Genomic DNA, 13,451 nt, shown 5'->3' with positions numbered 1-13,451 from the left:
GGATTGCGTGGTTCTGTGCTTTGCGGGGCGGGAGATGTTTGGATCGGATGGACGGAATGGACGGGATGGACGGGATGGACCGGAGACGCACAAGACCTTCCGGTGTAGGGGCGCGATTTATCGCGCCCGAGGTGTTTGTATCATTGAGGCGCTGCGTTACGCGCCTTGGCTCGAGTACCCGCGCGCTGGACGCTAAAGAAACCTTGAGTTTGCAATGAAGCGATGGCGGAGGGTCTTGGGCGCGATAAATCTCGCCCCTACAGGTGTTGTGCTGCGGGGTCGAAAAACAGACCACTGCCCCACAGGACACCTCATCACCTCCACACCGCATGGGCTCACGTTTTCTTTTCCTCAAAAGCCAATAACTGATCCCGGTAATATTCATATTGTTTTTTTCTTGCGCTATGCTCCGTTGTAAGCGCTGCTGTAAGCGCCGTGAAGCTGTCCAAGATCCGGACAATTTCGCGCTGAACAGTTATAGGCGGCAGCGGGATTTTTAGTTTCTCGGTATCAGGTATGGCTATTTGCGGAAAGGCTCCCATGCTGGTCGCTTTATTCCTCAGTATATCTTCTTTGGTTTTTAAGAAGTAGTACAGAAACTTAATATCAACATCTTCTCGTTCACTGTGATACGCCCACATTTCATTTTTATGGCTGAAGGGCTTATCATAATATTCGAACTCGATTACCCCTCGGGATTTGACAATAACCGACGCGAATGTATTGATATCTTTTTCGGGTAAATCGTCATAATCAAAATATGCTACTGTCTTGCCGCCCGCAAATATTTTTACGGATCCATTCGGTTTGTTAAGAACTTTCATTTGTGTTGCAGTTATGGGCGTGCCTTTCGTTCTGACAGCGATTTCCCCCAATGCGACATACTCCACACCTTGGGGGCAGTGTTTTTTTATGAGTTGTTTAAGCATTGAGGTCATGGTTGGGCTCCTCTCTTTGTTTTATTTTTTTGATGTGCTTGTCGAAGTCGCTTTCCATCCGTTTCAATTCCTGATCTCTGTACTATAGAAAAAAAGTTGCTCGTCATGCTGGTTTTGCAACAACTGAATCACGCGACAATCTCCCCTCATCAAATACAGTGTTGATATGCCGTGAAATGGTAGATTTGTCGCGTTCGTACAATTGCGCCATTTGATCCATGGACAGCCGAGCTGTTTCTTCGTCGAAATGGGTATCTAAAGACATAGTGCCGTTTTCTGTGGCAACTATCATTAATTGTCTTTTGTCACCGGTCATGGTGTCACTTTCTTTCCGGGGATGGATCAATTTCAGCGATGATGGCATCAATGTCGCTGCGTAGGCGATTGACCGTTGCGGCGATGGTTTTAATTTCAGCGTTCAAGGCGGCAATATCGATTTTTTCTCGCGTGTCTTCCTGCTCTACATAGGTGCTGACGGAAAGGTTATAGTCTTCTTTGGCAATGTCGGGATTGGGCACCACTTGGACGGTGTGCGCCACATTGCTCCGTTCTGTATAAAGTTTGAGGAGTTTTTCAATATTTTTCGGTGTCAATTTATTGTTATTGGTAACTTTGATGCATTCTGCAGAACCATCGATGAAAAGGGTGTTGTTTTCCTTTTTACTTTTTTTCAAGACCATAATACAGGTGGCAATGGACGTACCGTAAAACAAGTTGTCGGGCAATTGGATGACACAGTCTACAAAGTTATTGTCGATGAGGTATTTGCGAATTTTCTGTTCAGCGCCGCTGCGGTAGAGGATACCGGGGAAGCATACGATGGCGGCAGTGCCTGTGGTGGCGAGCCACGCCAGCGCATGCATGATAAAGGCAAGATCGGCTTTGGATTTGGGGGCGAGCACACCGGCAGGGGAGAAACGGGGATCGTTGATCAAGAGAGAATTGCTGTCGCCTGCCCATTTGATGGAGTAGGGCGGATTGGAAACGATGGCTTCGAAGGGTTCATCTTCATCGTGGACCGGGTCGATGAGGGTATCGCCATGGGCGATGTCGAATTTATCGTAATCGATGTCATGTAAAAACATATTGATACGGCATAGGTTGTAGGTGGTGAGGTTGATTTCCTGACCGAAGAAGCCGTTGCGCACTTTATCTTTTCCCAATATTTTGGCGAAGTTCAGCAGCAGTGAGCCGGAGCCGCAGGCGGGGTCGTAGACCTTGTTCACTTTTGATTTTCCGACGAGGGTGAGCCGTGTCAAGAGCTCGGAAACCTCTTGGGGCGTGTAGTATTCGCCGCCTGATTTGCCCGCTGCGCTTGCATACATGGACATAAGATATTCATAGGCATCACCGAAGGCGTCAATGGAGTTTTCTTGGAAATTGCCCAATTCTATGGAGCCAATACCGTTGAGCAGCTTCACGAGCCGGCCGTTGCGGCTGACAACGCTATTGCCTAATTTTTTGCTGTTCACGTCGATGTCGTCGAATAGCCCTTTAAAGTTGATTTCGGAGGGGGAGCCCAAGGCAGAGGCTTCGATCTCCTTAAAAATGCTTTCCAATCTTTCGTTGAGGTGGTTTGCCGCCCATTGGGGATCTTCCGTCGCTTTGATACAGACATTTTTGAATAAGGCGCTTGGCAGAATGAAAAAGCCTTTCGTATCGACCAAATCTTTCCGTGCTTCTTCGGCTTTCTCGTCGGAAAGGGCGGCATAGTCAAAGGAAGGATCGCCCGCTTCGTGTTCATCTTTGTTGATGAATGCGGTGATATTTTCGGAAATGTAGCGGTAGAACAAGATGCCCAGCACATATTGTTTGAAATCCCATCCGTCTACGCTGCCCCGCAGATCGTCGGCAATATTCCATATAGCGCTGTGCAGCGCGGCACGTTGTCGTTCCTTACGATTGTCGGTCATAGACAGAGGCTCCCTTTCGTTGTTGCAGGTTCTACATGCCGCGGCCCGTCACGGGTGGGACAGAGCGGTACGGGTTATTATAGGGACAAGCGCGGTTCAAGGCAAAAGAGATAAAGAGCGGTGATGGACAGGCGGCGGGGGTCGTTGCTGTCCGAAATCTGTCCTTCGTATGAGGGCATGGCTTGCAGTTATAGAGCCCGTCTGTATTTGCCTGTAAATACGAATGTTTACTATAATGATAGGTTGTTTTCTCTTTATTTTCCTCTTTCTATAAGGACGGTTTTATCATGCGGCATCGTGCGAGTTTATTGGCATCACTTGAAGGGATGAGCCATGCCGCTTTTTTGATCTCCAAAGAGCTGAGCCAAAACAGCCGCGGCGGATTGACGCCCCGTTTTCTCTCGAAAAAGTTGGAACTTTCTATCGAAGAAATAGAATATCTGGTGGACGTGAACCCGAAACTGCTGTACACAGACCTAACCCGTATCCGACTGGTGCGGGAAGGCTTTGATGTGGTCAAGCGGATTTTGAAGGGTCTTGAAAGCCACGGCGATGTGTCCGCTTTTCGGCGTCACGTGCGGAGCATGCCGGATCTCGAATTACAGCATTTGGAAAGCCGCTTGGATCTGGACGCCGATCTTTCCAAAAAGGATTTGGTGGAAGAGGTGCTGCAGCGCCTTTATCGTCATCCCGATTCAGTAGTGCATTATATGGCGCGCGCCGATTTCTCCGCCCGTGCCCGCGATATTTTCGATATTCTGTGGCAATCGAAAGACGGCATTCTAACCATCTCCCAACTGTATACGCAGAGCCGATACAGTGAGTACGAAACAGAAAATGCCCTAACGGAACTGTTTGACGGCTGCACCTGCTTCGAGTTGTTCCGCTTCGATAATGAACAGCGTTTGGTACGTGCCGTTGCGCTGCTAAAAGAGATACGGGATTATTATCGTCAAAAAAAAGACCAGCAAGCCCAAGAATCCCTTACGGTGTTGAAGGCGCGTACAGCCGTGGATACGATCTCTTCCCAAGAGCTTTCCTTTTCAGAGACGATCTGCCGGCTGGCTGCTGCCATTGCGTTTCGCCCTGTTCGTCTGCGTAACGACGGCGAGCTTTTTCGGGAGGATCGCCGCCGCTTGGAATCGATTTGTACCAATGATGAAGAACCTTCGCTCAATACCTGTTTATGGGTGGCTGAAGGCTTGCAATGGATCGTCCGCGTCGATAATGAATTGCGTGTCGGTGATCTGGACTCGGTGATAAACGCGAGCCGTCCGGATCGGCATAAACTTGTTTTTGATTGGCTTATGTCCGGGAAAGATACGGCTTCGGCGAAAACGATTGTGGAGAATATGCTGGATGAATTGCCCTGCGGCTCATGGTTTTCCATTAGGGAGTATATCGCCTATGCACGCAAGGCTTCGGGCCGTTCCTTTTTACCCTCATTAAAAATGGCCGGCACCCACTATGAATATAGTTTTTCCTCAGCCGACAATCAGTTCGACATCAAGCTTTCCCGCATTCTGGAAGAGAGTTTTTTATGGCTCGGTGTGATCAATCACGGTTATGACGGGGGTAGTTCCTGTTTTCAGATTACGGAGCTTGGTCATGCCTTGTTGACGGGCGGCTTTACGGCGGAGCTATGCGCCCGGTATCCGTCGTGGGCGAATGATATTCTTGTGCAGCCCAATTTTGAAATTATTGCCGATGTGCAGCATATTGACCCTTTATTGACGACGCCCTTGGACGCCTTTGCCCTTCGCGTGAGTGACCATCCCTTGTTGGTGTACCGCCTTGACCGAGACAGTTTTTTGGCGGCCATGCAGCGCGGACACAGTGCGGAACAGTTCATCACGTTTTTAATGAATCATAACCGCGGCGAGCTGCCCGAAAATGTGTTGATTACCTTGCGCGACTGGTGCGGCATGGCGAAGCAGCTGCGATTACGAACCTATCATGTTATTGAATCGGAGGATCCCTTGGTGATTGCCGAAATTGAGCATCACCGGCAATGGCGTGAACATGTGCAGCCCATTGATCCGCATCATGTGCTTCGCTATCAGGGGCTCACCCGCGCCGAGATCAAGGCTGCTTTGGAAAAAGAAGGCTATATTGTAGATCGATGAGACAGGTTCTATGCTGTTGTTCGTCGCGCCGTGTTTGTCCTATTGTTTTGGGTTGAAAGGAGCGTTGTCGCATGGAGATGCTGTTGAAAGCTGCCGGTTCCGATTTATGGAGGCATCGTTTCCAGGGGCTTCCTTTTCTGCTCAGCACGCTGATTTGTCGCTTCCTCTATCGGCTTAGTTGGTCGTACACGGATTTCTCTTCCGGTTCAACCTATGCCCCTTCCCTGATGGAATTGTTGCTTGAGTTTTTCAACTATCTATTGGTGTCCGTTCTCTATGCAGCGATTTACGCGCTCTTTCTCGCACCCCTAGGCGCGGCTGTTGCCCGTCCCCTCTGGAAATACAAGGGGTGGCGTGATGGGCTTGCACGATTTTTTTTGCCGTGGTTAATCTTGAATCTCTTGCTGGTTACATTGATGAATATTGAGTTCCGCATGCAGATGGAACAGCAAGAGGAAGCGATCGTTTTAATTCAGAGCTTGGAAATCTGGAGCGCCGTCCTCTTTTTTCCCATCGGCGCCGGGATCATGTATTGGGGCGAGCTGCGGTGGCAGGAATTGCCCATGGCGCTGCGTCCTCTGCTGCGCTATTTCAAGTATAGCTGTTTAGCGCTGGTGATCGCGTTGTTTCAACATGATATTGAGGTGCAATGCGCTCTGATTTCCTTTGACAACACTAAGCTGCAGCTGCTCTTCCAAACTGTACTAGATATTCCTTTACTGATTACAGACCTCTATATTTTTATTTTGCTTTGGCGCATTTTCATGTTGAACCAACAAAATCCGCCAAGCCTTGATGAGGAAGGGATCGATTTTTAATGATGAATCGCTCTGACCAGATGAAACGCAATAGGGCGGTGATCCCCCTGAGCTTGGCGCCTCTTCTTTGTGCGTCTCTTTTGTGCTGGTCTATAGCAGCGCTGCCCGTCAGCGCACTGCCCTGCATTGACGAGGACGCCGCCATTTCCTTGACGGGCGCGGAGATCATCGCCCGCGTGCAGGTGCAGCATATAAAGCACGCCTTGCGCCCGGCCGATATCAATCGTATTCAACACGGCGCGCCGCCGCCGTTGAACCCTTATTATGGGGTGATGGAAATCCGAGAGACAGTGCCGCCGGTTAAAGACCGCCGCGTCATTTTAGAAGGGATCAGCACCGCTGCTTGGATGCCCACGCAAGGAAGCGCCGGCATTGTGCTGTTGAGCCGAGATGACAAGGATCTGAATCCTACAGGTCTTTTTCCGTCCATGAACTTTCTGCCTGAAAAGAAGATCAAAGATCAGCTCATGACGGCCTTCCCCTTTGATAAGGGCATGTTGATTCCCTCCGATTGGATATGGGACTGTCTACGTGCTCTTGTCGTCGCGGATCCTGCAATGACCGATGAAGAGAAGATCGAATTGTACACGGATTTTTTATTGGATGCGCACTGGGAGAAAAAAATTGTAGGTCTGTTTTTTTTGCTCCATAGGCAAGATGCCGTGATCCCGTGGTCTGCCCGGCCTTTCTCGACGCCCTCCATAAAAACAAAGGGAGCCGTTCGTGGAATGATGAATCCTCTTATGGTGTGCATGACGATGCTCGCCCTTTATGGGCAGCCGGAACAGATTCCGGGGGCGTTGGATGCCATTTTGGAACTCGTGGCGGACGATGCGGTTCAATTGGATAAAGAACATGCCTTGTCTTGTTGTGCCCGTCTGATCCGCCGCGCCGCCGATGAGGCTCGCCCGTCCCTGATGGAATCGCTGTTTCTATGCGCTGTGGAAAGAGAGGGCGTCAGCAACGCTTTCGTTGATAGCCTTGGGCTTGTGGAAGAGTTTTTGGATGAATTATCGGAATCGGAGCGGGCATCCTTGGTGAAGTCTTTGTTGTGGCATTCTGAAAACTTTCCGCTGCTGCGCAATGAAAAAATACTTGCCGAGTTTTGGAAAGCGCTTTATCAGCGGCACGACAGGGCATTACCTGAGTTTTTAGACGCCTTCTTGGATGATCCCGCAACTGAGCTGCCGCACTTTTCCACGTCGCCGCAGGTGTTGGAAGAATTGGTGGCTGTTGCAGAAAAGCTTCACAGGGCTGTGAAAGTATGGAATACGCCATGAATAGACCGTACCCATCACCGGAAGCTTTGTTGGAGAAACAAAGTTCTTGGCTTCGGCTTTTGGATAGGTTAACGCCCAATCCCTTGGCGGCCCTTGATGATCCCGCCGCTGCACTGCGTGACGCGCTCCGGCGTCCCCTGGGTATGGATCACCCGGCGCTGCAGTCTTTCCGTCGCGGCGAGCGGGTGGCGCTGGTTGTTCCTGACGCTTCGAGAAAGGCGCAGCTTTCGGTGCTGTTGCCCGAATTGCTGGATCAGCTGGCGGACTGCGGCATTCGCGAGGAAGACATAAGTTTCTTTTTTGCCTTGGGTGTACACCGTCCGACGACCAGGGAAGAGCAGCGTCTGATCTTAGGGGCGGAGGTCTACGGGCGTTTTCATGAAAGGTGTATCAATCATGATGCGCGTGACGATAAGGCCTTGGTATTTTTAGGAGAGACCCGGCGCGGCACAGCTGTTTATCTGAACCGCTCTGTTATGGAACGGGAACATGTCATATTGCTGGGATCGGTGGTGCCTCATTATTTTGCGGGCTTCGGCGGGGGCAGAAAAGCCTTGGTTCCCGGCCTAGCCGGAGCGCAGACTATCGCCCATAATCACGCGCTCAACCTGCACCCCACGGAGGCGCGTTTGGATCCTCGTGTGCGCATTGCTGCCTTGGACGGGAATCCTGTGGCGGAAGATCTGCTCGAAGCGGCGCGTATGGCCCCGCCCGATTTCATCATCAACACGGTGCTGACGGGGTCAGGCGCGCTAGGCGGTCTGTTTGTAGGGGAACTGGATGAGGCGCATCGTGCCGCCTGCCGACTTTCAGCAGAAACCTTTTGTGTGCCCATTGAGGCGCGTGCCGATCTGGTCATTGCTTCTGCCGGAGACGCACCCGACTTTGTGCAGAGCCATAAGTCCTTGGTCAATGCCTTTGCTGCCGTGAAGCCTGAGGGCAGGGTGATCTTATTGGCGCCGGCACCTGAAGGTCTCGGCGGCAGGGGCTATCAGGAATTTTTGCAGATGGGACATCCTGACAAGGTCATTGAGGCCTTGCGTAGAGAAGCGGACATCAATGGGCAAACGGCCTTGTCTACGTTGGAGAAAGCGCCGCGGGCGCTGTTGGTGACGCAGCTTTGCGAGGAAGATGTCCGTAAGCTTGGGATGACGCGGTGCGATGATTTGGAGCACGCCCTTCGCTGTGGGCGGGAACACTTTCGGAAGGAGGGGGTATCTCATCCGACGGGATATTGGATGCCCCGGGCAGGGACGACCGTTCCTTTGCCCAGCACGGCGTCGGCGCTTTAGTCTATGACCGGCGCCGGCTCTTCACGGGTAGAGCTGCCCAGATCAAGGGGGATGTGCATCCACTGGGAAGAACGAAAAACCAAGGCAGTCAAGATGAGGCGCAAGATATGGCTGGAAAATACGGCGATCCAGATTGTTTGGGCGCTGAGCATTCCCATCATGTTGAAAATTTGGCAGAGCCCCAAAAGCACAACAATTTGGGTGGCGAAGGCGATGACCATGGGCGGCCGCGTGGCGCCGGCTCCTTGGAGCGCTCCCGTTTGCGCTTGATTAATGGCGAACAACACGCCGGAGACGGCTAAGAAGCGCAAAAGATCAACGCCATAGCCGCGCACCGGTTCTTCGGTTGCGTTGAAGAGCCCCAGCAGCATGTCCGGCGCGACCCAGAAGAGAAGGCCTACGAGTACTGCCCAAGAGGCGCCCAAGAACGCTGCCAAGGTGACGCATTCCTTGCCCCGTTGTGCTTTGCCTGCGCCGATATTTTGGCCCATAAGCGTGCTGGAGCCGTTGCGCAGTCCGAAAGCGGGCCATGCGATGAGTGAAAAGAGTTGGGTGTAGCAAATGGTATAGGCGGCTTGGACGGCAGCACTGTTTGGCAAGGAACTGATGTACCAAATGAGCAAAACGCCGGCAATATTGAGGAGCACGCCTTGGATGCCTGTGGGCACGCCGATTTTGATCATACTTTGCAGGATGCGCATGTTGATGCGCAGATGAAAACGTTTGGGCGGCTGGATGATCATACGTCCGGAATAAATGAGATACAAGCCGACGGCACAGCTGACAATGGGAGCTAGAACGGTTCCGAGCCCCGCGCCTACCACGCCCAGGGGCGGGAAAGGCCCCATACCTGTGATGAGAACGATACTGATGACGATATTCAGGATGGTGGTCAAGACGCCGAGTTTCAGCGGTGTTCTCGGATCACCGGAGGCATTAAAGGCTCCGGTAAGGAGAAACATCAGGAACAGGGGGCTGCCGCATAAAAAGAGGAGGCGCAGATAGGGCAGTGCATGGCGCTGCACTTCGGGCGCGACTTCCAAGAGGCGCAGCAGACCCGGCGCGCAGAAATAGCCTATAGGCGCAAGAATGCACAGGAGCGAGACGATGGACGCAAGCAGGGCATTATGAAAGACTTCGCTGATCGCGGCGCGGTCTTGTTTGCCCGCATGGTGTGCGATCAACACATTCATCCCTTGAAAGATGGAAACCACGAGAATGACAATGACCATAAACATCTGCCATGCTACGCCGATGGCAGCATTGGCAGCGTTATCGGTCGATTCTACGAATCGGCCGACGAGGACATGATCAATAAATCCATGGGTACCATTGACGAGGTTGAGTGCGACGAGGGGCCATGTGAGAATCCAGACGGAACGGAGTCTGGATCCGGATATAATTCTTGGATCAAAGGGCTTCAAGAAATCTCATTTCTTTTTTCGAATCACGGGCTTGAGGTGTTGGCAGGTATCAGGATGCAGGACAAAGGGCTTTGTATTTGGTTATACCATGATGTTAACACGGATGCCAAACCAAATTAATCCCCGCTCCGTGTGTGATCCTTGGTGACTGTGATAAAATGACCGGATAACACTATTGGGACTCAGGAGAATATTCAAATGAAAGTTGGGCTTATCGGATTCGCACGGTCTGGAAAGACCACGATATTTAACGCACTTACCGGCGCAACAGCCGAGGTAGGCGCCTATGGCAATCGCGATGCCAATGTAGCGGTGATCAAAGTACCTGATGCCCGCATCGACGTGTTGGCCGAGATTTTCGAGCCGAAGAAAAAGACCTTTGCCGAAATTGAATTTATTGATATTGCGCCTGTGGAAGGATCAGAAAAAGCGCTGGACAATGCTGCCTTGAATTTGCTAAAGAATACAGATGCCTTGGTACATGTGGTGCGTAATTTTAAAAATGACAATGTGCTTCATCCTCGGGAAAAGGTTGATCCCAAGCGGGACGTTCTTTCGCTGGAAGAGGAATTGCAGCTTATCGATTTGATCATTATCGAGAAGCGTTTGGAACGGCTCGAAAAAGAACATAAAAAAGACCTCGAATATGAGTTGTTGTCCCGCTGTAAAGACCAGTTGGAATCGGGCGCACCGCTGCGCAGCTTAGAACTGAATGCCCACGAAGAGGGCTCCTTGCGTAATTTTACCTTTCTGTCCCAAAAGCCCATGATGATTTTGGTCAATAACGGGGAGGAAGCAATTGGAGAGGAAGACCCCTCGGGACTGGGCGAGCTTGCAGATTCCCTCAAGCTGCAGGCTATGGACTTATGCGGCGCTTTGGAGATGGAGGTGAGCGGACTGAGCGAAGAGGAACAGGCCGCTTTCCGCGAGGAATTAGGGTTGGGGGAGGCGTCGCGAACGCGCTTTATCCAATTCGTTTATGATCTGCTCGGGCTTGTCAGCTTTTTAACGGCAGGCAAGCCGGAAGTGCGCGCTTGGACCATACGCAAAGGGACGCCTGCAGTGGATGCGGCCGGCGTCATCCATTCCGATATTAAGCGCGGCTTTATCCGAGCGGAGACGGTGGCGTATACCCATTTCATTGAGGCAGGTTCCATGGCAAAAGCCAAAGAAAAGGGCTGGGTTCGCTTGGAAGGCAAAGAGTATGTGGTTCAAGACGGCGACATGCTTTTATTCAGATTCAACGTCTGAGGCGCTTGCCGGCGCCCGGGAAAAGTGAAGGGATTCGATTGTGCCGTCCAGCTGCGGCCAGTGGTCATAGTCACGATCCACGGGATGATCATTGATCCCTTTGATCACCCAGGTACCTTTGGGCGCGTTGAGATCGTAGTGGATTACGGTGCCGTCCAGTCCTGTGAACCGAGTCTGTAAATCAGCCTCATTTTCGTTTGTCTTGCGTATATCCTTTAAAAGCGCTGCTGCGGTGTCGTCATAGCCGGGAAATAAGGCGAGGAGTCCCACGCCGTCTTGGTCATAGACAGCGATGAAGAGGCGCTGCGCTGTGTGGGCAGTATATACGCGCCATCCCCCGCCTTCGGCGATGGGACTATAGGCGGCCGGTACATGAACACTTCCATTGGCGCAGGCAAATCGGGACCATAAACCTGTAGCATTCCAAGAAAACCAACGACCTTTGCCGGTGATATAAAAACAGTCTTCGTATTGCGTTGCTCCGTCAGCGAGAAGGAGGGTCATGGGGCGCGCAATAATATGGGAACGGAAGCCGCGGTTCGCGCCGCCTGCACTCAGCAGATAGCCGGGTCCGCCGCTGTAGATCTCGGGACAGGCGGAGGGGCCTCGGCCGAAACGCAGTTCATAGGGACTTTCTTTTGCCAGTGTCCACCGCGCCACATCCCGGGGCAGGCGGTAAGGAAGGAGTGCCGCTATAACTGCATGGGTCGAATAATGGTCTGTTTCCTGTTCCGGAGGCAGCCTATAGCCGTCCAGTTGCAGCCACGCCGCCATATAGGCGCGGTGTGGATCGCCGTTAAGGCTTTGCGTGGCGGCTTTTGAGTAAAGCCGTCTGAAGGGTGCTGACCTGCGTAAATCAAGACTGCCAAGGGCGTATTGCAGATTCATGATGTCGAGCAGATAGCGCGCTTTGCTTCGAATGGCGGCGGATTCAGCGAAGGCGTCAAGGTTCAGCAAGGCTTGGATGGTGTAGCCTGCATAGGGGATCGCGTTAAATTCGTAGATACCCTCTTGAATGAGTAACTCCAAAAACGCTTCGAGCCAAGCTCCCAAACCGTTATGGTCGTTATCATGGATCTCAGGATCATAGCCGCCCTTGTCTTTGTGTTTTTTGAGCCATTGATTTTTAAGGTAACGGCTTCCCTCGGTCATGAGCTGGTGATTTTCGGTGTCTAAAATCAAGCCGTAGCTGCGCGGCACGGTAAGGAGGGGTGTCGCGCCTTCTTCCGTCAACAAGACCTCCACCAAATGGCTGCAGCTTTGCAGATAAAGGCGTTCGGGCTTGTTGCCGAAGAGATAAAGTACTGTGGTGAGCGTGGTAAGGGTGAAATCATAATCGCCTTTGAACAACAACCAATTGGAACCGACTCCGCTCCAAGGCTTGCAGTTCATGAGGTAGTTGTTGCTCTCCTCAATGTCGCGGTTGCACGCGAGTTTGGCGAGAATAACGCGGGGCGCAGTAACTTTGCCTTGTTGTTTCCAGTCGGGGAAGTTGCTCTCACTCCATTGCTGTACGACGGGATATCGGCACCCGGCGCTGTCATCTGCTCCTTCGGGCTGGGCGGGAACGGGAGCAGGTTCCGGCATCAATGCGCCTAAAGGAACAGGCGCCATATGGCTGCGCCCTGCTCCGAGTATGTTCAAAGCTGGGTCGGGCAATAGGGATGCCCCTGAAGATGCGCAGAACATAAGTACGGCGGCCCATAGGCGCCATTGCATTGGATAGCAGCGTGTAGGTAAAGCGTTCATATGCCAATCAGACTGTGGCGCATCTTCCTTCGTTTCATTCACGATCTCTCCGGGTTGGGGTTACGCTGTCGTCTTCAAATATGCTACACTTTGCGGTAGGGTGTAGATCTAGAGGCGGCGGCATGGTTGTCACTGTTAAACGAAGCTCAAAGATAGTGGAAAGTAAGGACATGGATATACCGTATTACCTTCAGTTGTTGGAAAAATTCAAGTCAATCCGCGTAATGGCGGTTGGCGATATTTATTTGGATGAATACGTTCACGGCGCTGTAACGGAGATTAGTTTGGAAGCGCCCATACCGGTCTTTGAGGTTCATGAACGGCGATATAATCCGGGCGCTGCCGGTAATGCGGCGTGTAATGCGGCGTCCTTGGGCGCCAAGGTCTATATGGTGGGGGTCATCGGTGCTGATGTGAACGGCGGCATCGTACGCGAAGAATTTGAAAAGCGTCTTGTGGACACCTCCTTTTTGGTGGAAGATCCCGAACGCCCTACCAATACCTATGGCAAATGGCGTGCCGGCGGACACAATATCCCGAGTCAGGAAGTTTTGCGTACCGATACGCCCCGCCCCAAAATGATTTCAGGCGCTGTCGAGGCGCAATTGATCGAAAAGATTTATGCCGCCGCGCCGCCGGTGGACGCCATCATGATAGGCG

Annotated in this window: 11 protein-coding genes; 6 read left to right on the top strand and 5 right to left on the bottom strand. The window is 52.0% G+C overall.

The window, feature by feature from the left end; all coding sequences use genetic code 11:
* Positions 1 to 335 precede the first annotated feature (335 nt).
* From GX117_12755 to GX117_12745, 3 genes are all read right to left on the bottom strand, one after another.
* Entirely contained in the window at positions 336 to 929 is a 594-nt protein-coding gene (locus GX117_12755) for a restriction endonuclease subunit S (GenBank protein NLO34200.1), read from the bottom strand.
* A 112-nt stretch (positions 930 to 1,041) separates the two neighbouring features.
* On the bottom strand, positions 1,042 to 1,254 hold the full coding sequence (locus GX117_12750; GenBank protein ID NLO34199.1) for a hypothetical protein: 213 nt from the start codon (positions 1,252 to 1,254) through the stop codon (positions 1,042 to 1,044).
* A gap of 4 nt (positions 1,255 to 1,258) precedes the next feature.
* Complete coding sequence (locus GX117_12745; protein NLO34198.1) at positions 1,259 to 2,851, bottom strand: type I restriction-modification system subunit M; 1,593 nt, start codon at positions 2,849 to 2,851, stop codon at positions 1,259 to 1,261.
* Between the two features lie 287 nt (positions 2,852 to 3,138).
* Between GX117_12745 and GX117_12740 the strand changes: the two genes are divergently transcribed.
* From GX117_12740 to larA, 4 genes are all read left to right on the top strand, one after another.
* On the top strand, positions 3,139 to 4,977 hold the full coding sequence (locus tag GX117_12740; GenBank protein NLO34197.1) for a hypothetical protein: 1,839 nt from the start codon (positions 3,139 to 3,141) through the stop codon (positions 4,975 to 4,977).
* A gap of 71 nt (positions 4,978 to 5,048) precedes the next feature.
* Positions 5,049 to 5,795 carry a hypothetical protein gene (locus tag GX117_12735; GenBank protein NLO34196.1) on the top strand — a complete coding sequence of 249 codons (747 nt, stop codon included), beginning with the start codon at positions 5,049 to 5,051 and terminating at the stop codon, positions 5,793 to 5,795.
* Complete coding sequence (locus GX117_12730; GenBank protein ID NLO34195.1) at positions 5,795 to 7,075, top strand: hypothetical protein; 1,281 nt, start codon at positions 5,795 to 5,797, stop codon at positions 7,073 to 7,075. The genes GX117_12735 and GX117_12730 overlap by 1 nt, the downstream gene beginning before the upstream one ends.
* Positions 7,072 to 8,367, top strand: a complete 1,296-nt coding sequence (gene larA / locus GX117_12725) for a nickel-dependent lactate racemase (GenBank protein ID NLO34194.1) — start codon at positions 7,072 to 7,074, stop codon at positions 8,365 to 8,367. Before GX117_12730 ends, larA begins: the two co-directional genes overlap by 4 nt.
* Here the strand turns inward: larA and GX117_12720 are convergent.
* Positions 8,364 to 9,791, bottom strand: a complete 1,428-nt coding sequence (locus GX117_12720) for an MATE family efflux transporter (protein ID NLO34193.1) — start codon at positions 9,789 to 9,791, stop codon at positions 8,364 to 8,366. The two genes, larA and GX117_12720, sit on opposite strands and share 4 nt — an antisense overlap.
* Before the next feature lie 198 nt (positions 9,792 to 9,989).
* Here GX117_12720 and ychF point away from each other — a divergent pair, with 198 nt between their 5' ends.
* Positions 9,990 to 11,042, top strand: a complete 1,053-nt coding sequence (gene ychF / locus GX117_12715; GenBank protein ID NLO34192.1) for a redox-regulated ATPase YchF — start codon at positions 9,990 to 9,992, stop codon at positions 11,040 to 11,042.
* Here ychF and GX117_12710 read toward each other — a convergent pair.
* Complete coding sequence (locus GX117_12710; protein ID NLO34191.1) at positions 11,022 to 12,833, bottom strand: hypothetical protein; 1,812 nt, start codon at positions 12,831 to 12,833, stop codon at positions 11,022 to 11,024. The genes ychF and GX117_12710 overlap by 21 nt on opposite strands.
* 128 nt (positions 12,834 to 12,961) lie before the next feature.
* Between GX117_12710 and GX117_12705 the strand changes: the two genes are divergently transcribed.
* Positions 12,962 to 13,451, top strand: a 490-nt coding sequence (locus GX117_12705; protein ID NLO34190.1) for a D-glycero-beta-D-manno-heptose-7-phosphate kinase, incomplete at its 3' end; no start/stop codon positions are given.

The organism is Candidatus Hydrogenedentota bacterium (genome assembly GCA_012523015.1).
GTDB lineage: Bacteria > Hydrogenedentota > Hydrogenedentia > Hydrogenedentales > CAITNO01 > JAAYBJ01.
Note: the sequence above shows the minus strand (reverse complement) of the source record. Positions and strands in the feature narration are given on the sequence as shown.